The 22616-nt window shown below is 66.9% G+C and carries 21 protein-coding genes; 12 read left to right on the top strand and 9 right to left on the bottom strand.

What is annotated here, in order from left to right:
* Window positions 1-5 precede the first annotated feature (5 nt).
* Both AC5P57_RS21030 and AC5P57_RS21025 read left to right on the top strand, forming a co-directional pair.
* A complete protein-coding gene (locus tag AC5P57_RS21030) occupies window positions 6-359 on the top strand; it encodes a DMT family protein (RefSeq protein ID WP_049444405.1) in 354 nt (117 codons plus the stop codon).
* 2 nt (window positions 360-361) lie between these two features.
* Entirely contained in the window at window positions 362-847 is a 486-nt protein-coding gene (locus tag AC5P57_RS21025; protein WP_099553676.1) for a hypothetical protein, read from the top strand.
* A 28-nt stretch (window positions 848-875) separates the two neighbouring features.
* On the opposite strand, the gene AC5P57_RS21020 is transcribed toward AC5P57_RS21025, so the two are convergent.
* The 5 genes from AC5P57_RS21020 to AC5P57_RS21000 all read right to left on the bottom strand — a co-directional run bounded on the left by AC5P57_RS21020 (window position 876) and on the right by AC5P57_RS21000 (window position 6307).
* Entirely contained in the window at window positions 876-1802 is a 927-nt protein-coding gene (locus AC5P57_RS21020; RefSeq protein ID WP_099553674.1) for a DUF6607 family protein, read from the bottom strand.
* A gap of 73 nt (window positions 1803-1875) precedes the next feature.
* Complete coding sequence (locus AC5P57_RS21015; RefSeq protein WP_099553672.1) at window positions 1876-2475, bottom strand: ChuX/HutX family heme-like substrate-binding protein; 600 nt, start codon at window positions 2473-2475, stop codon at window positions 1876-1878.
* Window positions 2476-2479: 4 nt separating this feature from the next.
* Window positions 2480-4723, bottom strand: a complete 2244-nt coding sequence (locus AC5P57_RS21010) for a TonB-dependent hemoglobin/transferrin/lactoferrin family receptor (protein ID WP_430542852.1) — start codon at window positions 4721-4723, stop codon at window positions 2480-2482.
* A gap of 157 nt (window positions 4724-4880) precedes the next feature.
* Entirely contained in the window at window positions 4881-5075 is a 195-nt protein-coding gene (gene hemP, locus AC5P57_RS21005) for a hemin uptake protein HemP (protein ID WP_005412278.1), read from the bottom strand.
* Between the two features lie 260 nt (window positions 5076-5335).
* The gene (locus AC5P57_RS21000) at window positions 5336-6307 is read right to left on the bottom strand and encodes an aldo/keto reductase (RefSeq protein ID WP_099553706.1); all 972 of its coding nucleotides are present in this window, start codon (window positions 6305-6307) and stop codon (window positions 5336-5338) included.
* Window positions 6308-6500: 193 nt separating this feature from the next.
* Here AC5P57_RS21000 and AC5P57_RS20995 point away from each other — a divergent pair, with 193 nt between their 5' ends.
* Window positions 6501-7799 (top strand): NupC/NupG family nucleoside CNT transporter, encoded by a 1299-nt coding sequence (locus AC5P57_RS20995; RefSeq protein ID WP_099553669.1) that lies wholly within the window; start codon window positions 6501-6503, stop codon window positions 7797-7799.
* 25 nt (window positions 7800-7824) lie between these two features.
* Window positions 7825-8790 (top strand): ribokinase, encoded by a 966-nt coding sequence (locus AC5P57_RS20990; RefSeq protein WP_099553667.1) that lies wholly within the window; start codon window positions 7825-7827, stop codon window positions 8788-8790.
* Window positions 8791-8854: 64 nt separating this feature from the next.
* On the opposite strand, the gene AC5P57_RS20985 is transcribed toward AC5P57_RS20990, so the two are convergent.
* On the bottom strand, window positions 8855-10075 hold the full coding sequence (locus AC5P57_RS20985; RefSeq protein ID WP_262234575.1) for an MFS transporter: 1221 nt from the start codon (window positions 10073-10075) through the stop codon (window positions 8855-8857).
* A 92-nt stretch (window positions 10076-10167) separates the two neighbouring features.
* On the opposite strand from AC5P57_RS20985, the gene AC5P57_RS20980 reads away from it, so the two are divergent.
* From AC5P57_RS20980 to AC5P57_RS20955, 6 genes are all read left to right on the top strand, one after another.
* Window positions 10168-11085 (top strand): LysR family transcriptional regulator, encoded by a 918-nt coding sequence (locus tag AC5P57_RS20980; protein ID WP_262234574.1) that lies wholly within the window; start codon window positions 10168-10170, stop codon window positions 11083-11085.
* A 109-nt stretch (window positions 11086-11194) separates the two neighbouring features.
* Window positions 11195-11626, top strand: coding sequence for a hypothetical protein (locus tag AC5P57_RS20975; RefSeq protein WP_262234572.1), 432 nt, complete (start codon window positions 11195-11197; stop codon window positions 11624-11626).
* Between the two features lie 147 nt (window positions 11627-11773).
* Window positions 11774-12769, top strand: coding sequence for a tRNA dihydrouridine synthase DusB (gene dusB, locus AC5P57_RS20970; RefSeq protein ID WP_099553702.1), 996 nt, complete (start codon window positions 11774-11776; stop codon window positions 12767-12769).
* 60 nt (window positions 12770-12829) lie between these two features.
* Window positions 12830-13657, top strand: a complete 828-nt coding sequence (locus AC5P57_RS20965; RefSeq protein ID WP_099553661.1) for a class I SAM-dependent methyltransferase — start codon at window positions 12830-12832, stop codon at window positions 13655-13657.
* Between the two features lie 257 nt (window positions 13658-13914).
* Entirely contained in the window at window positions 13915-15648 is a 1734-nt protein-coding gene (locus AC5P57_RS20960) for a DUF7657 domain-containing protein (protein ID WP_495219773.1), read from the top strand.
* Window positions 15645-16655, top strand: coding sequence for a glycosyltransferase family 2 protein (locus tag AC5P57_RS20955; protein WP_099553657.1), 1011 nt, complete (start codon window positions 15645-15647; stop codon window positions 16653-16655). Before AC5P57_RS20960 ends, AC5P57_RS20955 begins: the two co-directional genes overlap by 4 nt.
* A 50-nt stretch (window positions 16656-16705) precedes the next feature.
* Here the strand turns inward: AC5P57_RS20955 and AC5P57_RS20950 are convergent, their stop codons facing one another.
* The 3 genes from AC5P57_RS20950 to olsF all read right to left on the bottom strand — a co-directional run bounded on the left by AC5P57_RS20950 (window position 16706) and on the right by olsF (window position 20417).
* Window positions 16706-17764, bottom strand: a complete 1059-nt coding sequence (locus AC5P57_RS20950) for a metal-dependent hydrolase (protein WP_262234566.1) — start codon at window positions 17762-17764, stop codon at window positions 16706-16708.
* 140 nt (window positions 17765-17904) lie between these two features.
* Window positions 17905-18705, bottom strand: coding sequence for a UDP-2,3-diacylglucosamine diphosphatase (locus AC5P57_RS20945; RefSeq protein ID WP_099553653.1), 801 nt, complete (start codon window positions 18703-18705; stop codon window positions 17905-17907).
* The gene (olsF, locus tag AC5P57_RS20940) at window positions 18702-20417 is read right to left on the bottom strand and encodes a bifunctional ornithine lipid synthase OlsF (protein WP_495219772.1); all 1716 of its coding nucleotides are present in this window, start codon (window positions 20415-20417) and stop codon (window positions 18702-18704) included. The genes AC5P57_RS20945 and olsF overlap by 4 nt, the downstream gene beginning before the upstream one ends.
* 324 nt (window positions 20418-20741) lie before the next feature.
* Between olsF and metK the strand changes: the two genes are divergently transcribed.
* Window positions 20742-21953 (top strand): methionine adenosyltransferase, encoded by a 1212-nt coding sequence (metK, locus tag AC5P57_RS20935; protein ID WP_099553650.1) that lies wholly within the window; start codon window positions 20742-20744, stop codon window positions 21951-21953.
* Between the two features lie 145 nt (window positions 21954-22098).
* Complete coding sequence (locus AC5P57_RS20930; protein ID WP_099553699.1) at window positions 22099-22605, top strand: acyl-CoA thioesterase; 507 nt, start codon at window positions 22099-22101, stop codon at window positions 22603-22605.
* Window positions 22606-22616: the final 11 nt, after the last annotated feature.

The raw sequence follows: 22616 nt of genomic DNA, 5'->3' as shown, positions 1-22616 counted from the left end.
CCCGGATGCCCGGCACGTCGTTCGCTGCTTACCTGTACCCGGTGTTGTTGCTGCTCGGCAGCAACATCTTCATGACCTTCGCCTGGTACGGCCACCTGAAGTACAAGAGCGCGCCGTTGATGATGGTGATCCTGGTCAGCTGGGGCATCGCCTTCTTCGAATACTGCCTGCAGGTGCCGGGCAACCGGCTGGGCAGCGCGGTGTATTCGGCGCCGCAGCTGAAGGGCATGCAGGAAGTGATCACGCTGTTGGTGTTTGCGGTGTTTTCCGCGTTCTACCTGGGCCAGCCGCTGAAGTGGAACCACTACGCCGCGTTCGGGTTGATCGTGGTGGCGGCGTTTCTGATGTTCAAGGAATAGGAATGAACTACGGCTTCTGCCTGCGCGTCCTTCTGGCCGGCGTGCCACTGCTGGTGGCGATGCCGGCCGTATCTGCCCGCACTGCACCGGGCCTTGTCCCGGACCCGGTACAGGCCTTCATACTGGAAACGGTGCTGGCCGATGAGGTGCGCGCCTTCCACGATGGCCACCCGACCTATCTGGTTCCGGCCAGCGTGTCACGCACGCGCACCGATGCCGAGGTGATGGCCGACCTGCGCGCGGAGTTCAACCGGTTCTACCAGGGCCAACCGAAGCCAAGAAAGGAAGTGGCGCACATGGCGATCCTGGTCTCGCAGACCGCGCTGCTGCTGCCGGACCGGAGTGCCTGCAGTACGGATCAAGTGCGTTGCCACGAAGCTGTCATGGGCGTCCGCACCCGCGACGACGAGGCGAGCCTGCAGGTCACCCTGCAGGCTTTCCAGGATGCAGGGCTGGACCTGACCACGCTGGGTGGACCGACGTCCTGAGTGCAGTGCATCCACGCATGGCGTGGATCTACTGGGCCTTTTCCACGTACTTGGCGAACACTTCGTCGATCTGCTTGTCCTTCACTTTCTTGCCGGACTGGATCTCTTCGGCCTGGGTGAACAGCGGAATGATCATCGCCATGCCGTCGATCTTGGTCTTCAGGTGCACGCCCGGGGCCTGGCCGAGGAAACCGTCCCAGCGCTGGCGCACCTTGGCCCAGTAACCGGCAGTAGCCTTCCAGTAGTTGCGCGCCGGGGTGAAGTCGACCTCGGTGGTCTTCACGTAGTCGTTGAAGCCGAACTCGCGTGCGATCTCCACCTGGCTGCCATCGTCGTTGCGCTGCACCTTGGTGTTGAACTGTTCGTGGGTCCAGCCGTTCGGGGTCAGCGTATGGCGGTTGATCACGGCCAGCGCGTTGTAGTCGCTGCGCTTGGTGTACTCACGGCGCGGCAGCGGGCGCCAGCTCAGATCGCTGGTCCAGCTCGGCACGTTGTTGGTGTAGGTCCAGGCGCCGGTGCCGCAGTAGCGCGGTGCGTCGCTCACTTCGTACACGCACTGGGTCCAGGCGCCCTGGTTCACCGCCGCCGGAATGCTGCGTACGTTCCAGGTCTGGTCGGCACTGAACTCGAAACGGTTCGGTGCTTCGTACACCCAGTCCTGGCGCCAGTGCTTGGTGATGTGGCCGCTCTTTTCATCCAGCAGCAGGTGCTGCAGCACGATGCGCTTCGGGGTGTCCTCGACCACGATGACCACTTCGCTGCCGCCGCTGCGCATCGCCGGCGCGCGCTCGTAGCCCGGCTTCAGCAGCACGGTCTCGTCGAAGGCGAAGTCCACGGTGTACTCACCCTGCATGGCGAGGATGCTGTCGTGGTCGCGGGCGATATCGGAGGGCTGCGCGCTGGCCACGCCGCTGGCGGCGAGCAGCAGCATGGCGCTGGCTGTCTGGAGCTTCATCGGGGTCTTCCTTCGGGGTTGCAGATTCATTGAGGGGCCATCCGTGGCCAACGGGCGTTCCATCAGGAGAGGGTCACAAACGGATCAGCGGCAGGTCGCCGGGGATCCGCGGCGCCGGGCGCCGCGCAGCGTCGGCACAGCAGCAGTCGTCGATCGCCAGCTCGCCTTCGGCACCTTCCAGGCGTGCGATGCGGCGCGCGGTGGCCGCGCCCAGCGAGGACAGGGTCGACAGGCTGGCAGCCAGGGTGCGGCCGTCGTCGGCGGCGTGCAGGCGCAGCGCGCACAGGCGCCAGCGCTGGCCGCCGAGATGGCCGGCCAGGCGCCGCCACAGGCGTTCGCCAACGCTCGCCTCGCTGTCGTGTTCCGGTCCCGGCGGCAGCGCCGCGACCAGACGGTCCCAGGCCAGGAAATCGCTGTCGGGCAGCAGGTACAAACGCCACACGCAGCGACCGCGGCCATCGAGGAAGCACAGGCTCTCGCGCAGGCCTTCACTGTCCACGCCCTGGCAGGCGTGCACGCGTACGGCCTGGCGCCAGCCGCCCAACTCGTTGCCGTCGGCGTGGTACAGGCACAACACGGTGCCGAGCGTGGCCAGCTGTGCCGGGGTCGGCCAGGCCGCGCTGTGTGGCGCGGCGATGGAGTCATTCCTGCGTGCGGACAATGCTCGGCTCATGAGGTCACCAGGAAACGGCAAGGCTGGCGGAGAAGGTACGGCCCGGGCTGCTGAAACGATCGCTCAGTGCGCGATTGGTGATCAGGCTCGGGGTGATCGACGACCATTCGATGTAGCGCTTGTCGGCCAGGTTGAACACGCCGACATTGAAGGTGGCACCCGGTGCGAAGTTCCAGTGCGCCATCAGGTCCAGCACGCCGTAGCCGGCCGGCTGGTAGACGAACGGCGCCGGTGCGTTCGGATTGGTCTGCGCAGCAGGCGGCGGCAGGCGCTTCTTGCGCTGCACGAAGGTACCGGCCAGTTCGACGCCCCAGGTATCGGTGTCGTACATCAGGCCCAGCGTGCCACGCAACGGATCGACCGAGGCCAGCGGCTCGTCATCGGTCCGGTTGTCACCACGCGACCATGCCAACGCACTGCGCAGCGCCCAGCCCTTCAGCGCCGGGCTGAGTTCGCCGAACTCGATGCCGGCCTTCATTTCCGCGCCATAGATGCGCGCGTCGGCGATGTTCTGCGACTGGAACACGGTCAAACCCTGTGCGTTGCGGCCGGTATCGACGTTGGACTGGATGAAATCCTTGTAGTCGTTGTAGTAGCCGCTGACGCTGACATACACCGCCGGCGCGATGAAGCGCAGGCCCAGTTCGTAGCCGTCGCTGGTTTCCGGCTTCAGGTCCGGATTTGCGATGGCGGTATAGCGGAAGGCGACGTTGGTCAGGCCGATGTTGACGTCGTTGTACGGCGGCGAACGGAAGCCACGTGCATAGCCTGCGAACAGCGACCATTCGTCGGTGAAGCGCCAGACCATGCCCAGCTTCGGCGACACGCTGGTCTTCTTCAGCTGCGCCACGGCCGTGGTCGGGTTGTCTTCGGCAAAGATACCGTCCACTTCCGGCTTCAGCTCATAGCGGTCCACGCGCACGCCCGGCACCAGCGACAGCCTGCCATCGGCAAAGCGCATCTCATCCTGTGCATACAGGCCCAGCTCGGTGGTCTTGCTGATCGGGAAGTCACGCACCGGGAAGGTGTCCGGCAGCACCGTGTTGCTGACCACGCCAGCCTTGCTGACCTGATAGCCGTCGCGCTTCTGGCGGATCTCGGTACGGGTGCCTTCAAAACCGTAGGTCAACGCGTGCTCGACGCTGCCGGTGGTGAACGCCTTGTTGAACTGCGCCTGCAGGCCATAGGCATGTTGGTCGAAGGAGAACACGCGGTGGCGGCGGGTGCCGTCGGTGCGGGTCTCGTCGGTCTGCTGCCGGGTTTCGCTGTTCTGCGCGTACACCTGCCAATGCAGGCTGTCGGCGAACGGCTGGTCCAGCGCATCCATCTCGTGGGCGAAGGACACGCGGTTGCGCTTCTGGGTGTCGTGGGACTTCATGCCGGTGGCGGCAGCAAGTGCGCCCGGACGCGGCGCGACGCTGGCGATCGCCGACAGCACATTGGTATCGGTGGTGTCTTCGTTGCCTTCCACGGTCAAGCGGAAGCGCTGGTCTTCGCTGGGTGCATAGACCAGCTTGCTGAGCAGGCTGCGGCCGTCGCGATCCTGCGGATTGGACGCGGTGCGGGTGTCGTTGTCGCTGCGAACCGTGCCCTTGTTGTCCGTTTCCTGGCCCTGGTGGTGGTTGACGTTGACCAGGCCGCTCCAGTGGTCGCCACCGAAGGCGGCCGTGGCACCGCCGAGCAGGCCCTTCCACTCACCGTCGTAGCCGAACTTCAGGCCGAAGTAGCTGTTCTTGCCGTCCTTGAGGTAGTCGGCCGGGTCCTTGGTCACGAACGCGACCACGCCACCGAGTGCGTCGGAGCCGTACAGCGAGCTGGCCGGTCCACGCACGATCTCGACGCGCTTGAGCGTATCGAGGTCGGTGAAGTTGCGGTTGGAACTGGCGAACGAACCGATGTCGAACCGGGTCGGCATGACGATGCCGTCGGTCTGGATGCGCACGCGGTTGCCGTCCAGGCCACGGATGCGGAAACCATCCAGGCCGAAGCGGGTCGCGCTGCGGGTGACCGACAGGCCCGGCTCGTAGCGCACCAGATCCTTGATGTCCTGCACCAGGTGCCGGTCCATCTGCTCACGGTCGATGACGTCCACGGTGGCCGCCACGTCGCTCACGGCCCGCTCGGTGCGGGTGGCGGTGACCTGCACCCGATCGAATTCGCGCGCATCGGGGGCAGCAGTGGCAGCAGCGTGGGCGGACAGCGGCAGCGCCATCCAGACAGCAAGGCAAAGGGCGGTATGGCGGGTCATCGGGATCGTTCGGTCAGGCAGGGGAACCCCCGGTTACCGGCACACCCGGAAGGTGCACGCGGTAGACCGAGGGGGAGAGAGCGGGAGCGGACGGGTCGCCCACCCTGTCGGCGCTGCCGGCAGGAGGGAGGGAGGGAGGCGGGCGACCAGACCGCGATTACTTGGTCAGGATCAGCTTGTCGTTGCTGGTGTGCCGCAGGCGATAGAAGCGGTCGCCGTGCTGGATCAGGATTTCACGACGGCCCTTGAGCAGGGCTTCGCTGTCGATGACCTCTTCCGGCGGAACGACGCGGACCGGACGATCGCGGAGGGTCAGCGTTTCGGGGCGCAGCAGTACAGGTTGAGCATTCATGAGCATCTGGACTCGTGCGAGGGACGAGTTAAATGATAATGAGTCTCAGTTGACAATCAACAACCATTCTCAATTTCATTGATGAGATTAATGATCGAATTCTGAAATTCGATAGATAACGTCAATCAAATTGACGACACAGATGTGTAGAGGCGACTGCTGCTGCTCGAAGCAGTCGACTATCCGAAGCAGTCGACTCTATCGATCACGATCCCGAGCAGGCCCGACCGAGGCCACCGAGGCCCGGTCGGCCCCGGGGTTCAGCCGAAGACGGCCTCGACCTCGGCCCAGCCGGCGGCATCGACCTGCTCCAGCACCTCCAGCGCCTGCAGGTTCTGCAGCAGCTGGCTGACCCGGCTGGCGCCGAGGATCACGCTGGAGACATTCGGGTTGCGCAGGCACCAGGCGATGGCCAGCGTGGCCGGGGCCTGGCCCAGCGCCCGCGCGACTTCGCTGAAGCGGCGCACCTGGCCGAGGCGGGCCTCGGCGTCGGCGCCCAGCACCAGGTCCTGCAGCCATTCCATGCCTTCCCGGCCCAGTCGCGCATCGGCGGGAATGCCCTGATCGTACTTGCCGGTCAGCAGGCCCGAGGCCAGCGGCGAGAAGATGGTGGTGCCCAGCCCGGCGCGGGCGTACAGCGGTGCGTACTCGACCTCCACCCGCTCGCGGTGCAGCAGGTTGTACTGCGGCTGCTCCATCGACGGGCCCTGCAGGTTGTGTCGTTCGGCGAAATCCAGCGCCTGCTGGATCTGTATCGCCGACCACTCGGAAGTGCCCCAGTAGAGGATCTTGCCCTGCCTCACCAGGGTATCCATGGCGTGCACGGTCTCGGCGATCGGCGCGTCCGGATCCGGGCGGTGGCAGTAATAAAGGTCCAGGTAATCCACCCGCAGGCGTTTGAGCGCGGCGTGGCAGGCATCGGTCACATGCTTGCGCGACAAGCCGCGCTGTGTCGGCCGCGGGTCCTTGGCGCTACCGAAGAACACCTTGCTGGACACGCAGAAGCCGTCGCGCGGCAGACGCAGGTCGCTGATCACATCGCCCATCACCTGTTCGGCGCGGCCGTTGGCGTAGCCCTCGGCGTTGTCGAAGAAGTTGACGCCATGATCCCAGGCGGCGGCCACCAGGTTGCGGGCCTCATCGCGCGGGATCTGGTCACCGAAGGTCACCCAGGCGCCGAAGGAAAGGGCGGAAACCGGCAGGCCGGTGGAGCCCAGGCGACGGTATTGCATGCGAATCTCCTGCTGCGGGCCCGCATCCGGGCCGGGATCGATCCCCATTCTACCTGTCGCCGCCGGCCGCAAGCCCTTGCCGTTGCTGGCCTGATCGGTACCGATGGGTGCGCGCACGCTGCTTTTCCTTGCCCCGGCCCCGGCCCTGCACTAGGCTTCCCGTTTTTCGCGACGCCCCAGGGGAGTCACTCACATGGTCGAAGGTTTGGGCAGGATCGGCTTCGGCCTGTTCGGGTTGGCGGTGCTGATCGGCATCACCTGGTTGTTTTCCAATAACAAGCGTGCGGTTGACTGGAAGCTGGTTGCCACCGGTATCACCCTGCAGATCGCCTTCGCGGCGCTGGTGATCCTGGTGCCGGGCGGGCGCGACGTGTTCGACGCGCTGGGCCACGGCTTCGTCAAGGTGCTGAGCTTCGTCAACGAGGGTTCCGGTTTCATCTTCGGCTCGTTGATGGACACCAAGAACTACGGCTTCATCTTCGCCTTCCAGGTGCTGCCGACCATCATCTTCTTCTCGGCGCTGATGGGCGTGATGTACCACCTGAACATCATGCAGGCGATCGTGCGCGTGATGGCGTGGGCGATCACCAAGGTCATGCGTGTGTCCGGTGCGGAAACCACCAGTGTCTGCGCCAGCGTCTTCATCGGCCAGACCGAGGCGCCGCTGACCGTGCGCCCGTACATCGCCAAGATGACCCAGTCCGAGCTGCTGACCATGATGATCGGCGGCATGGCACACATCGCCGGCGGCGTGCTGGCGGCCTACGTGGGCATGCTCGGCGGCGGCGACCCGGCGCAGCAGGCCTTCTACGCCAAGCATCTGCTGGCGGCGAGCATCATGGCCGCGCCGGCCACTCTGGTCGTGGCCAAGCTGTTGATTCCGGAAACCGGCACCCCGCTCACCCGCGGCACGGTGAAGATGGAAGTCGAGAAGACCTCCAGCAACATCATCGACGCGGCTGCGGCCGGCGCCGGCGACGGCCTGAAGCTGGCGCTGAACATCGGCGCCATGCTGCTGGCCTTCATCGCCCTGATCGCCCTGCTGAACGCCCCGCTGACCTGGATCGGTGAAGTGACCGGCCTGGCTGCGCAGATCGGCAAGCCGACCAACCTGTCGACCATCTTCGGCTACCTGCTGGCCCCGATCGCCTGGGTGATCGGCACGCCGTGGGCCGATGCCACCACCGTCGGTTCTCTGATCGGCCAGAAGGTCGTGATCAACGAGTTCGTGGCCTACACCGAGCTGTCGCAGATCGTGAACGGCCAGGTGGCTGGCGTCAGCCTGTCCAGCGAAGGTCGCCTGATCGCGACCTATGCGCTGTGCGGCTTCGCCAACTTCAGCTCGATCGCGATCCAGATTGGCGGCATCGGTGGCCTGGCCCCGGAACGGCGCCACGACCTGGCCAAGTTCGGCCTGCGCGCGGTGCTGGGCGGTACCATTGCCACCTTCATGACGGCGACCATCGCCGGCGTGCTGACGCACTTCAGTTGAACCCTTGGTTGAGAAAAGATTCCCTATGAGCAGCAGTGTCGTTGTCGTCGGTTCCTTCAATGTCGATCACGTGTGGCGGTGCGAGTCGCTGCCGGCACCGGGTGCGACCATTGCCGGCCGTTACAGCACCGGCCCCGGTGGCAAGGGCTTCAACCAGGCCGTGGCAGCCTGCCGCGCCGGTGCCGACACCCACTTCGTGTGTGCGCTGGGCGACGACGCCGGTGGCGCCACCGCCCGTGAACTGGCCGCACAGGACGGCTTCGGTCTGATCGCCGAAGCCAGCAGCGAACCGACCGGCACCGCCGGCATCTACGTCGATGCCCGTGGCCGCAACACCATCGTGATCGGCCCGGGTGCCAACGCCGCGCTGAGCACCGACTTCCTGCAACAGCAGCAGGCCCTGCTGACCCGTGCCAAGGTGGTGCTGGTGCAGCTGGAATCGCCGGTGCAGACCATCGAAGCGGCACTGGCCACGGCCCGCGAGGCCGGCGTCACCACCGTGCTCAACACCGCACCGGCCGATGCCCCCTCGACCATCGGCCTGCTCAAGCTGGCCGATGTGATCACCCCGAACGAGACCGAGTTCGCTGCCCTGCTCGGCCGTCATGTCGGCGAGCGCGTGGATGCCAACGACGTCGCCGCGCTGGATGGCGCCAGCCTGCATGCACTGTGCCGCAAGCTGGTCGGCAACGGCACCGTGGTGGTGACGCTGGGTTCGGTGGGTGTGTTCGTCTCGCATGCCGACGAGAACCTGCGCGGCGATACCCAGCCGTACTACCGCGTGGGTGCGGAACAGGTGCAGGCGATCGACACCACCGGTGCCGGTGACGCCTTCAACGGTGCGCTGGCCGCGTCGCTGGCGCAGGTGGCCGATGCCCCGTTCGCCCGCCACGTGCGCTTCGCCAACCAGTTCGCCGGTCGCTCGACCGAGAAGGAAGGCGCTGCAGCGGCGATGCCGCGCTTCACCCCGGCCGACGCTGAAGCAAAGTAGATCCACGCCATGCGTGGATGAAGAAGCCCGGGTGTGCAGACACCCGGGCTTTTTTGTTTGCCTTTCAATGAGGCAGATCCACGCCATGCGTGGATGAGCGAGACCGGGCAAGCCGCCGCAGCAGCAGGCCCGCGACGATTGCCAGAAGCGCCACGGCAGCGGCCACCACGCCCAGCGAGGCAAGCCCGAAGCGTTCGATGGCCCCACCTCCCAGCAGCGCGCCCAGGCCGATTCCGGCGTTGGCCGCGGACACATTCAAGGTTCCCGCCAGCGCCTGCGCCTGGGGCGCCGCACGCATCACCCGCACCTGGCACAACGGGAACAATGCGGTATGCGCCACACCCCACAGGGCCAGTGCGATCAGCACGAACGTGCCGTGGCCGGCCAGCCCGACACTGGCCAGCATACCCAGCGCCAGCACCGCGCAGAACACCAGGGTCGCGCCCAGCGGCGCACGATCGACCCAGCGCCCCCCCAGTGCATTGCCGATCAACCCGACAGCTCCGAAGCCCATCAGCCACCAGCCCACCTGTGCCGCCGGTACCTGCATCAGCCGCTCCAGCACATCGGCCAGGTAGGTATAGGCAGCGAACATCGCGGTGAACACCAGCACCGACAGCAGCACATGGCCCAGCAACTGCGGCTGGCGCAGCACTCGTGCCTGTTCGCCCAGCGCGCGCCGCGGTCCGGCAACGGTATCGGGCATCCACAACGCCAGTGCAGCGGCCATCAGCAGTGACAACGCTGCCAGCAACCAGAAGCTGCCACGCCAACCGATGGCATCGGCGGCCAACGTGCCCAGCGGAATCCCGAACAGCATCGCGGCGGTGATGCCCAGATAGACCCGTGCCACCGCACGCCCCCCCTGCCCCGCAGGTGCCAGCTGCGCAGCGGTCTCGCTGGCCGTGCCCCAGAACACCGGCAGCGCCAGCGCCGGCAGCACCCGCGCCAGCGCCAGCAGCCATGGCTGCGTGGACATCGCGGCCAGCGCGTTGGAACCCGCGAACAACAGCAGGATCGCCACGAACAGGCGGCGCCGGCCAACGTGTGACAGCAGCGCGGTCAACAGTGGCCCGGCCAGCATCACGGTGAACGCGAACAAGGTAACCAGCTGCCCGGCACGGGCGATGCCCAGGCCCAGGTCGCGCGCCAGCGCGGGCAGCAGGCCGACGATCAGGAACTCGGTGGTGACGATGACGAAGGCGGACACCGCCAGCAGGACGACCGAAAGGCGTGCGCGGGCATTTGCGGGGACAGCGGCCACGGCGGAATCGAGGGAGGACATGAGCGGGCATCAGAACAGGGGCCATCAGCCTATTTCCTCCCTGGATTCCGATTGCTGCTATGTTTTCCATCGATTCCGGACAGAAATTCCCCGTGCTTCCCACCGAGCGCCTGCGCGGCATCGAGGCCTTCGTCGCCACCGCCGATGCCGGCAGCTTCACTGCCGCCGCCGAACGCCTGCACCTGACCAGTTCGGCGGTGGGCAAGACCATCGCACGGCTGGAGGCACGCCTGGGCGCGCGGTTGTTCGAACGCAGCACGCGCCGCCTTCGCCTGACCGAGGCCGGTGAGGGCTTCTACCGCACCTGCGTGCGGGTGCTGGGCGAACTGGCCGATGCCGAGTCGGTGCTGGTCGCGCACGCAGACGCGCCCGTGGGCCGCCTGCGGGTGGATGCGCCGGCCACCTTCGGGCGCCTCAAAGTCTGGCCGTTGCTGCTGCAGCTGGCCGCCGAGTTTCCACAGTTGCATCCGCAGGTGACCTTCAGCGACCGCTTCAGCGACCTCGCCGAGGACGGCGTCGACCTCGCCGTGCGCATCGGCGGTCCCGAGCCGCTGCCCGCCCCTCTGGGCAGCCGCCTGCTCGGTTACGAATGCCTGCGCTTCTGCGCCTCCCCGGCCTACCTGCTTCGGCATGGCCAGCCCCGCTCGGCCGCCGAGCTGGCCGGACATGACGGTGTGCTGTTCGGACGCGCGGACGGCAGCATCGGGCCGTGGCAGGTGGCCGGTGGCGGGCAGCGCAGTACACCGCTGCAGGCCCGCGCGCGCCTGGTGGTTGGCAGCGCCGAGGCCCAGGTGGCGGCGGTCGAGGCCGGCTTCGGCATCGCGCAGCTGGCCACCTGGCTGGTCGATGACGCGCTGGCGCGCGGCAGCCTGGTCTCGATCCTGCCGTCGCTGGACTGCCGCGGCCTGCCGCTGCGCCTGCTGTGGCTGCAGGGTCGGCAACGGCTGCCACGCGTGGACGTGGCCCTGGACCGTCTCGGTGCCGGGTTGCAGATCGATCCACCGCGCTGAGCGCAGCGCCTTCAGCAGCGGTCGCATCGAACGGCTGCGACTGCCGGTCGCATTGCCCGCATCCTGCCCCTCACCCACCATCCGCGCAGCGTTTCAGCGTGGGCAGGACATGGACGGATTCCCCTGGTTGCTGGTTGCCGCCGCCGGCAGTGCCATCGCAGCCTTGCTGCATATCGGCTGCATTGCCTTCGGCGCCGCGTGGTACAGGTACTTCGGTGCTGGCCAGCGCATGGTCCGGCTGGCACAGGCCGGGCATTGGTGGCCACCGCTGATGACCGCCGGCATCACTGCCGTGCTGGTGGTCTGGACGCTGTACGCACTGGCAGCCGCGGGCTGGCATTCGCCGCTGCCGGCCAGCCGTCTGGTCCTGTCGGGCATCGCCCTGCTGTTGCTGCTGCGCGCGGCGATGGGCTTCACGCTGGCCCTGCTCCGTCCCGGCTACAACGGCCGGCGCTTCTGGGTGGTCAGTTCACTGGCCTGCCTCAGCCTGGGGCTGGCCTTCGCGTTGGGTACCGGCCAGGCCTGGCAGGACCTGGGGTAGCCGCTCACCATCGCCCGCCCCTGGGGGCGGTGGAAGCAACCGTCAAGCATCTGCTGATGCCGGTACGGCATGAGGTCGGTGCCGATCGGCCTGAACCGGGGCCGGCCTGGCACGGCCGTACCGCCGCGCGCGCCCTACAATGGGCGCATGCAGATCGGCCCGTACACCATTGCCCCCAACGTCGTGCTGGCGCCCATGGCCGGCGTCACCGACAAGCCCTTCCGCCTGCTGTGCAAACGGCTGGGCGCAGGCTTGGCCGCCTCGGAAATGACCATCAGCGACCCGCGCTTCTGGAATACGCGCAAGTCGATCCACCGCATGGACCATGACGGCGAGCCGGCACCGATCAGCGTGCAGATCGCCGGCACCGAACCGCAGCAGCTGGCCGAGGCCGCGCGCTACAACGTCGACCACGGCGCGCAGATCATCGACATCAACATGGGCTGCCCGGCCAAGAAGGTGTGCAACGCCTGGGCCGGTTCGGCACTGATGCGCGACGAGCAGCTGGTGGCGCGCATCCTCGAGGCCGTGGTCAACGCGGTGGACGTGCCGGTCACGCTGAAGATCCGCACCGGTTGGGACTGCGACCATCGCAATGGCCCGCTGATCGCACGCATCGCCGAGGACAGCGGTATCGCGGCACTGGCGGTGCACGGCCGTACCCGCGACCAGCACTACACCGGCCAGGCCGAGTACGGCACCATCGCCGAGATCAAGGCCGCGCTGCGCATTCCGGTGATCGCCAACGGCGATATCGATTCGCCGCAGAAGGCCGCTTACGTCCTGAAGGAAACCGGCGTGGACGCGGTGATGATCGGCCGCTCGGCGCAGGGCCGGCCGTGGATCTTCCGCGAAGTGGCGCACTACCTGGCCACCGGCGAGGAACTGCCACCCCCATCGCTGGCGGAAGTACGCGACATCCTGCTTGGCCACCTGCACGCACTGCATGCGTTCTATGGCGAGCCCCAGGGCGTGCGCATCGCGCGCAAGCACCTGGGCTGGTATGCCAAGGACCGGCCAGAGAACGCCGCTTTCCGCGCAGTGGTCAACCGTGCCGAAGACCCGCAGAGTCAGATCGCACTGACCACCGAGTACTTCGACCGCCTGATCGCCGGGGAACCGGCGCTGTCTTCGGCGGCCTGAGCCGTCAGCCCCGCGTTTCCGAACAGTCGAGCCAGCTCGACGCTACAAGAGCCCGCCGTCATGACCCCGCCGATCTCCTCCCCGACCTACCTGCACGGGTTCTCCGGCACCGAGCAGCAGCGCCTGATGACCCAGGCGCGGCTGCTGGAATCAAGCATCTTCGGCCAGATCGACTACAGCGGCGCGCGGCGCCTGCTGGAAGTCGGCAGCGGCGTGGGTGCGCAGACCGAGATCCTGCTGCGCCGCTTCCCGGAACTGCACGTGACCGGCGTGGACCTGAGCGAGACCCAGCTGGAAACCGCGCGCGGGAACCTGTCGCGCACACCCTGGTGCAGCGACCGCTACACCCTGCAACAGGCTGACGCCGGCGAACTGCCCTTCGAGGCGCGCAGCTTCGATTCGGCGTTCCTGTGCTGGGTGCTGGAACACGTCCCGTCACCGGCACGCGTGCTGAGTGAAGTGCGCCGCGTGCTGGCCCCGGGGTCGCCGGTCTACATCACCGAGGTGATGAACGCCTCGTTCCTGCTCGACCCGTATTCGCCGCATATCTGGCGCTACTGGATGGCCTTCAACGATTTCCAGTACGACCATGGTGGCGACCCGTTCGTCGGCGCCAAGCTGGGCAACCTGCTGCTGGCCGGTGGCTTCCGCGACGTGCACACCGAGATCAAGACCATCCACCTGGACAACCGCGAGCCGGCGCGTCGCAAGACGATGATCGCGTTCTGGGAGCAGCTGCTGCTGTCGGCCGCTGATCAGCTGCTGCAGGCCGGCTCGGTGGACGAGGAAACCGTGGAAGGCATGCGTCGCGAGTTCCGCCTGGTGCAGAACGATCCGAACGCGGTGTTCTTCTATTCGTTCGTGCAGGGCCGCGCCACGGTGTATTGAGGCCCGGTCTCACCCGAGGGCGGCCAGCGGCTGCGATGGCAACCGGCTAGAATCCCGCAGTCCCGGCCTCGGAACGGCGCGTGCCGGGGCCTCTCCCCGTGCGGCAGCAGAGCATCGGTGCGTGAGCTTGTCGCGCGCGGATGGACCTGACCTGCGGGAGCATGATGAACGACAACGGCCGAACGCCTTTCCCTGCCCAGGACCCGGCCCAGACGGGCGGGCTTCGACCTGGCCAGGTTCGCCTGCTTGCCGGGATCATGGCGCTGCTGTGCATCCTGTATGTCGCGTTCGCGCTGACGCCTTCTTCCTACTCGCTGGCCTACGAGTATCTGGGCCTGGCGCCACAGCAGCCGTTGCTCGGCACCGCCCGCTACATCCGCACCGACGAATGGATGGTGTTCACGCCGTACATCCAGATCGCGGTCAACAACGACTTCGGGCAGGTCAATGCGCACTCGGCGTACCACGAGTCACTGCGCACCTTCCAGGCGCTGCCGCTGCTGGACTGGGGGCTGCTGTTCAAGCCTTACCACTGGGCGTTCTTCCTGCTGCCTGCAGCGAACGCCTATTCGTTTTTCTTCATGTTCATGGCCATGGCCTTCCTGAGCGGATGGGCTCTGCTCCTGCGCCACCTGCGGATGCCGACACCGGCCGCAGTACTGGTTTCGGCCACGCTGTTCTTCGCGCCGTTCGTGCAGGTCTGGTGGACCAGCAATGCTGGTGCATTCGCGCTGGCGCCCTGGGCTGCGGTGGCATGGCTGGGCATCGGCCATCGCGCGCTGCGCATCGCAGTCAGCGCCTATGCACTGGCGGCATGGCTGATCGCAGTGTCCTACCCGCCGTTCATCATTTCCTCGGTGCTGGCCCTGGCGGTACTGGTGCTGGCGGTCCGGCGCGATGCCATCACCGTTGTACGTCTGGTCGATGCCGCCATCGCAGGCGCGATTGCACTGGCGGTGTTCGTCGGCTACTTCCACGACATCATCCCGATCGTGCGCAACACGGTGTACCCCGGCCAGCGCCAGAGCGCCGGTGGCGGTGTCGGCCTGACCAGCCTGCTCGCGCACCTCTTTCCGAACCTGATGACCTACCGGTTCGCCCCGCTGCCGCTGTTCAAGGCGTCCAACGATTGCGAAATCGCGGTGCTGGGCAGCCTGCTGCCGCTGTTCACCCTGGTGCTGGCCGATGGCACACGGCTGCGCGAATGGGCGAAAAGCCACCGCAGCTCCCTACTGATCCTGGCCGCCGGCCTGCTGTTCATCGCCTGCTGGATCTTCCTGCCTGTGCCCGCCGTGGTTGGCAAGCTGACCACCCTGTCGATGGTGCCCCCCGCGCGCGCGCTGCTGGCCTTCGGCCTGTTGCTCAACATCGCCTGCGCGATGATCCTGGTGCACTGCGGCGTGCGCCTGCAGCGCTGGCGCCTGCTGCTTCTGGCGGCGCTGCTGATGGTCGGCAGCCTGGCCAAGTTCCTGTTCGGTGAAGGCCAGTTCAGCCGCCTGCACAGCGCTGCCGATGCCATTCCCTATCTGTGCCTGGCGGGGCTGGCCGTTGCTGCCCGCCGCCCAAAGCTGTCGGCGCATGCCGCCAGCCTGGTCCTGGCCACCGCCGCACTGGCCAACCTGCTGGGCAACGGCCTGTTCAATCCGGTGCAGCCGGCCGGCCCGATCTTCGCGATGGACCGCACTGCCGTCCTGCACTCCCTGCAGGCCCGAGGCTCAGCCACCACGACCGAAGGCGTGCTGGTGGCTCCCGGCGGGTTCGGGGGCCTCCTGCCGGGTGTTGGCATTCCCGCCGTGAACCATGTGCTGTACCTGCCACAGATGGATTACTTCCGCCGGTACTTCCCATCGATGTCCGACGAGGCGTTCAACTTCACCTTCAACCGCTACCACCACATCACCGTAGCGCCTGAGGGCGACGCACCACGGGTGCTGCAGGGGGATCTGGTGGAACTGCCGGCAAAACCCCTGCTGGCCCACCCAGCCCGATGAATCCGATGACCACCACCACGCCCTCCGCATCCGCGCCGGCACGGATCGCCGTGATCATCCCCTGCTACAAAGTGACCCGCCAGGTGCTGTCCGTGCTGGCGGCGATCGATGATGCGGTAACGGCGATCTACTGCGTGGACGATGCATGCCCCGACGGCAGCGGCCGCCTGATCCAGGCCGAAGCCAACGACCCGCGCATCACCGTGCTGTTCCATCAGCACAACCTCGGCGTCGGCGGCGCGATCAAGACCGGGTACCGCGCGGCCATCGCCGATGGCATGGATATCCTGGTCAAGGTCGATGGCGATGGGCAGATGGACCCGGCGCTGCTGATGGACTTCGTCGCACCCATCGCCGACGGCCATGCCGACTACACCAAGGGCAACCGATTCTGGAACCTGACCCACATCCGCCGCATGCCCCCGGTGCGGCGCCTGGGCAACCTGCTGCTGTCCTTCATGACCAAGGCTTCGTCCGGGTACTGGCAGGTGTTCGATCCGACCAACGGCTACACCGCCATCCATGCCAAGGTCGCCAGCCACCTGAAACTCGAGGCGGTCAGCGACCGTTATTTCTTCGAGACCGACATGCTGTTCCGACTGAACACCGTGCGCGCGGTCGTGCAGGATGTGGCAATGGATGCCCACTACGGCGACGAAACCAGCAACCTGCGCATCGGTCGCATCCTGGGTGAGTTCACCTTCAAGCACCTGCGCAACACGCTCAAGCGCATTGCCTACAACTATTTCCTGCGCGACCTCAGCATCGCGTCACTGGAGCTGATCGCCGGCAGCAGCCTGCTCGCCTTCGGGGGGCTGTTCGGGCTGTACCACTGGGTGCGGTCGGCCCAGGCCGATGTCGCCACGCCGGTGGGTACCATCATGATCGCGATGGTCGCGCTGATCTCCGGGCTGCAGTTCCTGCTGGCGTTCGTTGGCTTTGACATCGCCAACGTGCCGCGCCAGGTGCTGAACCGTTCGATCAAGCTCAACCGCCAGCCGCAGTAGAGCCACGCCATGCGTGGCTGTTGTTTGCGCCATCCACGCATGGCGTGGATCTACGGGTGTGCAGCTCCGGGCGCGGCGGCTGCCGGCTCGTGCCAGATCCGCTGCCACATCGCCACCAACCGGCGACCGGCATCAGCGCGCGCGGCGGGACTGCTGTAATCCGTCCGCACCTGCTCGGGCGTGATCGGCCGCCACTGCCCGTCGACCTGCTGGGCCACGGCGAAGTTGAAGGTGTAGTCGGGCTCCAGCCCCATGCGCAGGTCGCTCAGGACCAGCCGCCCGTCCACCACCTGTGCACGCATGAAGCCACGGTTGAACCACGTCAGCTGCTGCACCGCCGGAATCGCCTGCGCCTCGCGCAATGCCTGCACGTTGGAGGGATGGCCTTCGAACTGCATCGGCCCATGGTCAGCCACCAGCGAGCGGTCGCCCACCACGTAGCCGTTCGGCGTCATCGCCACCACGCGCCACAGCAGGGTGTTGAACGGCATTGGCACCGAGAAGCGCGGCGCATCGCCCAGGCCCATCGCCGCCAGGCTCTGCTGGGCAGCACGGTCGACCTGGGCCTTTGCTATCAGGCCCCAGCCCAGGTAGGCGCTGCTGACCAGCAACGCCACACCCAGCACCTTGCCAGCCCAGGGGCGGGCGCGGCCAAACCAGGCCAGCACGCAGGCCAGCAGCAGCCACACCGTGTAGCCAAGATCGATGATGAAGACACTGGAACCCATGGTCGGATGTGGCCGCAGCGGCCACCACAACTGGGTGCCGTAGACGGTGAACGCATCCAGCACGGGATGGGTGACCAGCGCCAGCTGGATCGCCCAGAACCAGCGCACCGGTGACTGCGCGACGCGGCCATTGCCGAAGCGCTTGAACAACCACCAGATCAGTGCAGCCACCCAGGGCAGCACCAGCAACGAGTGGCTGAAGCTGCGATGCTCGATCATGTTCGCCACCGGGTCGGCGGCGGTGAAGCCAAGCCACAGCGCGTCGAGGTCCGGCAGGGTGCCGAGCGCGGCACCGGCAAGCAGGGCCGCACGGCGATGGCCGGGCGGAGCGATGGCAGCGGCGACGGCGCCACCGAGTACGATCTGGGTCAGGGAATCCATGGGCCGATGCTAGCGCGATGGCCACACGTTTGTGGGGGTTCTTTGTAGAGCCGAGCCCACGCTCGGCTTGCGCGCGCAGCGCGGTCTGTACGAAGAACAAACAGCAAGCCGAGCGTGGGCTCGGCTCTACAAAAGGCAGGTTACGCCGCCTGCGACATGCGCGCGCCCGGTAGCTCCACCAGAGTCTGGCCGTTGTGGTCCAGCAGGCGCAGCGCGCCATCATGGTCTTCGGCCAATGCGGTCAGGCTCTCCACCCAGTCGCCGTCGTTGGCATAGACCAGGCCATCGCGTTCGATCAACGCAGCGCGGTGAATGTGGCCACAGACGATGCCATCCAGTCCGCGCCGGCGCACGTCGTCCAGCCCGGCCTGCACGAAGCGCTCGATGTAGCGTTCGGCCGCGCCGCTGCGCTTCTTCAGGAATTCCGACAGCGACCAGTAGCGCATGCCCAGCCGGCGCCGCACTGCATTCAGCGCCTGGTTGCCGGTGAGGATGCGGTAGTACAGCCAGTCGCCGAACTTCTCCTGCAGGCCGCCGAAGTGGGTCACGCCGTCGTAGTCGTCGCCGTGCGCGACCAGCAACCGGCGGCCATCGGCAGTCACGTGGATGGCGCGGCGGCGCACCTGCATCGCCGGCAGCATCAGCCCGCACACCTGGCGCAGCGAGGCATCGTGGTTGCCGGGAATGTAGATGATCTCGGTGCCGGCACGGCGCAGTGCGTGCAGGGCCTGGATGACTTCGCTGTGCGACTGCCGCCAGTTGGCACGGCGATGGGCCATCCACCACAGGTCGATGATGTCGCCCACCAGGTACAGCCGTTCGCAGCGCAGCTGCGAGAGAAACCGCGCCAGCTCGGTGGCATGGCAGTGACGTGACCCCAGGTGCACATCGGAGACGAACACTGCGCGCCGGTGTGGCGACAGGTTCGCCAGCGCGCTCATGCCGGCGTCCCCGCGTCGCGCAGGTAGCGCTTGCGCTTGTTCGGCCGGATCGCGCACAGGTCCACTTCGATCAGGCCATCGATCGAATCGCTGAAGTCCCGATCCACGCCGAAGGCGAGGAAGCGCGCTCCCCCCGGTTCGCACAGATCGGTGTACTGGCGATAAAGCGTGGGCACGCCGGTGCCGAGTGCAGCCAGGTTGGCTTTCAGCACATCGAACGCGGCGCCTGCATCCAGCTCGCCGAAACTCGGCGGTGCGGCGAAGTACTGGAACGGGCGGTTCGATTCAGCCAGGCCAGCGGTACCGCTGTAGTAGCGCTGGTAGTACGCCACCAGCTGCTCGCGCGCATCGCGCGGCAGCGCCGCGCTGATCGACACCGCGCCGAACAGGTAACGGATGCCGGGCCGGCACTGCAGGTAGGCGCCGATGCCCTGCCACAGGTAGTCCAGGCTGCGGCTGCCCCAGTAATCGGGCACCACGAAGCTGCGGCCCAGTTCCAGACCTTCGGCGATGTGGGTGATCGCATCGTCGGAATAGCGGAACAACGATGCGCTGTAGAGCCCGGACAGGCCGTGCCGGGCCAGCGCCTGCGCACCGCGCATGATGCGGTAGGCGCCGGCGATGCGCTGTGCGGCCGCGTCCCAGATCACGATGTGCTCGTACTGCGGGTCGTAGTCGTCCAGGTCGCGGCTGCGACCGGTGCCCTCGCCTACCTGGCGGAAGGTCAGTTCGCGCAGCCGGCCCAGTTCCAGCAGCAGCGGTGAATCGGCGCTGCAGGTGGCCAGCAGGATCTGCTTGCCGTCGGCGGTCTGGCCCAGCTGGGTGGCTGCAGCAATGCCAGCGGCAACCCGCGACGGTGGCACCGGGGAGGCCAGCGGCTCGGGGCCTGCAACGGCAGCGGCACCGCCCGCCGCGCCATTGCGGCCCAGCGCATACAGCGCGCGGCGCACAGCCAACAGCTGCGCGCCCGGGTCGCCGCCCTTGCCCAGCTGCATCGGCTCACCGATGCACAGGCGCAGCGGACGGCCACGTCGGGTGAACATCTCACGCGCCAGCAGCGCGGTGCCGGCCGGCTTGAACAGGGTCGAGGCGCCGTAGAACAGCGCCGAATTGCGTGCTTCCACCCGCACCGGCAGCACTGGCGCGCCCGCGGCACGGGCGAAACGCACGAACCCCCGCTGCCAGCGACCGTCGCGGATACCGCGCAGCGAGAGGCGCGAGACCTCGCCGGCCGGGAACACGATCACGCACTGCTCGGCGGCCAGCGCTTCCTCTACGGCGTGCAGGCTGCCACGCTGTGCCTTGCCGCCGAGGATGCGCACCGGCAGCAGCAGGTCCTGCAGCGGCGCGATGGCTCCCAGCAGGTCATTGGCCACGATCCGCACATCGCGGCGGATGCGGCCAACCGCATCCAGCAGCGCCAGCGCATCCAGCGCCCCGGACGGATGATTGGCAACAATCAGCAGGCGGCCCGTGGCCGGGATCTTCGCCAGCGCGGCCGGGTCCACCTGGTACTGGCCATCGATGAACTCCAGCCCGGCGGCGACGAAGCCGAAGCCGCGCAATCCTGCACTGCGCTGCAGGAAAGCTTCGATCTGGTCCAGCCGCGACCAGCGCCCGACGCTGCGCAGCAACGGCCGCGCCAGCTGGCCACGACGGCCATGGAACCAATCGGGAAAGCGTTGCTGGAGACGCTGTTCAAGTTCCTGCATGGCGGATCCACTCATGCCCGGCGGCCGGATTGGCCGACAGCCTGCGCCCGGCAGACGGCAGCCAGATGGCGGTTCTGGGGCAGAACGATGACGGTCGACCCTGCCGGAGCGGGGCCGCAACCGACCCCCTGGCCACCCGGCCCGTTGTCACGCTGGTGGAACACTGGGCCTCGAGGCTGGGGCCCAATCCCGTCAGGACGGCCCTTGCCGGGCCTACGCGGGCTTAACCACCGGCAACCGGTACAGGTTCACAATGCACAGGCGGCGCACCCCGTGTATCATGCGCGCCCATCTTTCCATCCGAATCAAGGGATATTACGCCTGATGTCCAGCTATCTCTTCACCTCCGAGTCGGTCTCCGAAGGCCATCCGGACAAGGTTGCCGACCAGATCTCCGATGCGGTGCTGGACGCGATCCTGACCCAGGACCAGCGCGCCCGCGTGGCCTGCGAGACCATGGTCAAGACCGGTGTTGCCATTGTCGCCGGTGAAATCACCACCAGCGCCTGGATCGACCTGGAAGCGCTGACCCGCAAGGTCATCACGGACATCGGCTACGACAGCTCCGACGTCGGCTTCGACGGCGCCACCTGCGGCGTGCTGAACCTGATCGGCAAGCAGTCGCCGCACATCGCCCAGGGCGTGGATCGCAAGAAGCCGGAAGAAATGGGCGCTGGCGACCAGGGCCTGATGTTCGGCTATGCCACCAACGAGACCGACAGCTACATGCCGGCCGCGATCCACCTGTCGCACCGCCTGGTCGAGCAGCAGGCCAAGATCCGCAAGAAGAAGAACTCGCCGCTGTCGTGGCTGCGCCCGGACGCCAAGAGCCAGGTCACCCTGCGCTATGAAAACGGCGTGGTCTCGGCCATCGACGCCGTGGTCCTGTCGACCCAGCACGCCCCGGGCATCAAGCAGAAGGACCTCATCGAGGCCGTCCGCGAAGAGATCATCAAGCCGGTGCTGCCGGCCAAGTGGCTGCACAAGGGCACCAAGTTCCACATCAACCCGACCGGCAAGTTCGAGATCGGCGGCCCGGTGGGCGACTGCGGCCTGACCGGCCGCAAGATCATCGTCGACACCTACGGCGGCTGGGCCCGTCACGGTGGTGGCGCCTTCTCCGGCAAGGACCCGTCCAAGGTCGACCGTTCGGCAGCCTACGCGGCCCGCTACGTCGCCAAGAACGTGGTTGCCGCCGGCCTGGCCGACCGCTGCGAAGTGCAGGTCTCCTACGCCATCGGCGTGGCTGAGCCGACCTCGATCTCGGTCACCACCTTCGGCACCGGCAAGATCAGCGACGACAAGATCGAGAAGCTGATCCGCAAGCACTTCGACCTGCGCCCGTACGGCATCATCAAGATGCTGGACCTGGTGCACCCGATGTACCAGCAGACCGCGGCCTATGGCCACTTCGGCCGCAAGCCGAAGGAGTTCAGCTACCTCAACGGCGAAGGCGAGACCGTCAGCGCCACGGCCTTCTCCTGGGAGAAGACCGACCGCGCCGCCGCCCTGCGCGCCGATGCGAAGCTGAAGTAAGAAACACGAAGGGCCGCGCAAGCGGCCCTTCCGCTTTCTGTAGAGCCGAGCCATGCTCGGCTTTCTTTTTGCCTCCGGGCCAGGCCAATGCAGTCGAGCATGGCTCGACTCTACAAGGGCGATGCGCGCCCGATACAATCGCCGCATGTCGACCGAACTCAAAACCCACCAGCTGTCCATGACCGTGCTGATGTCGCCGGAGATGGCCAATTTCTCCGGCAAGGTCCACGGCGGCGCCGTCCTGCGCCTGCTCGACCAGGTGGCCTACGCCTGTGCCAGCCGCTATGCCGGCAGCTACGTGGTCACCCTGTCGGTGGACCAGGTGATGTTCCGCCAGCCGATCGCAGTGGGCGAACTGGTCACCTTCCTGGCCTCGGTGAACTACACCGGCACCTCGTCGATGGAGATCGGCATCAAGGTGGTGGCCGAGGACATCCTCAAGCGCAGCGTGCGCCACGCCAACAGCTGCTTCTTCACCATGGTGGCAGTGGACGAGGAAGGCCGGCCGACGCCGGTCCCGCCCTTGCAGCCGGCGACGTCGGACGAGAAGCGCCGCCAGGCCGCGGCGCAGATCCGCCGCCAGCTGCGTCAGGAAATGGAACAGCGCCATCTGGAACTGCTGGCATCGAATCCGCCGTCGCCGGAAGAATGAGGTAGTGCCGG

The sequence above is a fragment of the Stenotrophomonas sp. YJH_SMC_79 genome, assembly GCF_059367995.1.
Note: the sequence above shows the minus strand (reverse complement) of the source record. Positions and strands in the feature narration are given on the sequence as shown.

Bases quoted from the DNA above. Each gene is read 5' to 3' on its own strand.
- AC5P57_RS21030 (WP_049444405.1), top strand. From the start codon at position 6: ATGCCCGGCACGTCGTTCGCTGCTTACCTGTACCCGGTGTTGTTGCTG.
- AC5P57_RS21025 (WP_099553676.1), top strand. From the start codon at position 362: ATGAACTACGGCTTCTGCCTGCGCGTCCTTCTGGCCGGCGTGCCACTG.
- AC5P57_RS21020 (WP_099553674.1), bottom strand. From the start codon at position 1,802: ATGAAGCTCCAGACAGCCAGCGCCATGCTGCTGCTCGCCGCCAGCGGC.
- AC5P57_RS21015 (WP_099553672.1), bottom strand. From the start codon at position 2,475: ATGAGCCGAGCATTGTCCGCACGCAGGAATGACTCCATCGCCGCGCCA.
- AC5P57_RS21010 (WP_430542852.1), bottom strand. From the start codon at position 4,723: ATGACCCGCCATACCGCCCTTTGCCTTGCTGTCTGGATGGCGCTGCCG.
- hemP (WP_005412278.1), bottom strand. From the start codon at position 5,075: ATGAATGCTCAACCTGTACTGCTGCGCCCCGAAACGCTGACCCTCCGC.
- AC5P57_RS21000 (WP_099553706.1), bottom strand. From the start codon at position 6,307: ATGCAATACCGTCGCCTGGGCTCCACCGGCCTGCCGGTTTCCGCCCTT.
- AC5P57_RS20995 (WP_099553669.1), top strand. From the start codon at position 6,501: ATGGTCGAAGGTTTGGGCAGGATCGGCTTCGGCCTGTTCGGGTTGGCG.
- AC5P57_RS20990 (WP_099553667.1), top strand. From the start codon at position 7,825: ATGAGCAGCAGTGTCGTTGTCGTCGGTTCCTTCAATGTCGATCACGTG.
- AC5P57_RS20985 (WP_262234575.1), bottom strand. From the start codon at position 10,075: ATGTCCTCCCTCGATTCCGCCGTGGCCGCTGTCCCCGCAAATGCCCGC.
- AC5P57_RS20975 (WP_262234572.1), top strand. From the start codon at position 11,195: ATGGACGGATTCCCCTGGTTGCTGGTTGCCGCCGCCGGCAGTGCCATC.
- dusB (WP_099553702.1), top strand. From the start codon at position 11,774: ATGCAGATCGGCCCGTACACCATTGCCCCCAACGTCGTGCTGGCGCCC.
- AC5P57_RS20965 (WP_099553661.1), top strand. From the start codon at position 12,830: ATGACCCCGCCGATCTCCTCCCCGACCTACCTGCACGGGTTCTCCGGC.
- AC5P57_RS20960 (WP_495219773.1), top strand. From the start codon at position 13,915: ATGGCGCTGCTGTGCATCCTGTATGTCGCGTTCGCGCTGACGCCTTCT.
- AC5P57_RS20955 (WP_099553657.1), top strand. From the start codon at position 15,645: ATGAATCCGATGACCACCACCACGCCCTCCGCATCCGCGCCGGCACGG.
- AC5P57_RS20950 (WP_262234566.1), bottom strand. From the start codon at position 17,764: ATGGATTCCCTGACCCAGATCGTACTCGGTGGCGCCGTCGCCGCTGCC.
- AC5P57_RS20945 (WP_099553653.1), bottom strand. From the start codon at position 18,705: ATGAGCGCGCTGGCGAACCTGTCGCCACACCGGCGCGCAGTGTTCGTC.
- olsF (WP_495219772.1), bottom strand. From the start codon at position 20,417: ATGCAGGAACTTGAACAGCGTCTCCAGCAACGCTTTCCCGATTGGTTC.
- metK (WP_099553650.1), top strand. From the start codon at position 20,742: ATGTCCAGCTATCTCTTCACCTCCGAGTCGGTCTCCGAAGGCCATCCG.
- AC5P57_RS20930 (WP_099553699.1), top strand. From the start codon at position 22,099: ATGTCGACCGAACTCAAAACCCACCAGCTGTCCATGACCGTGCTGATG.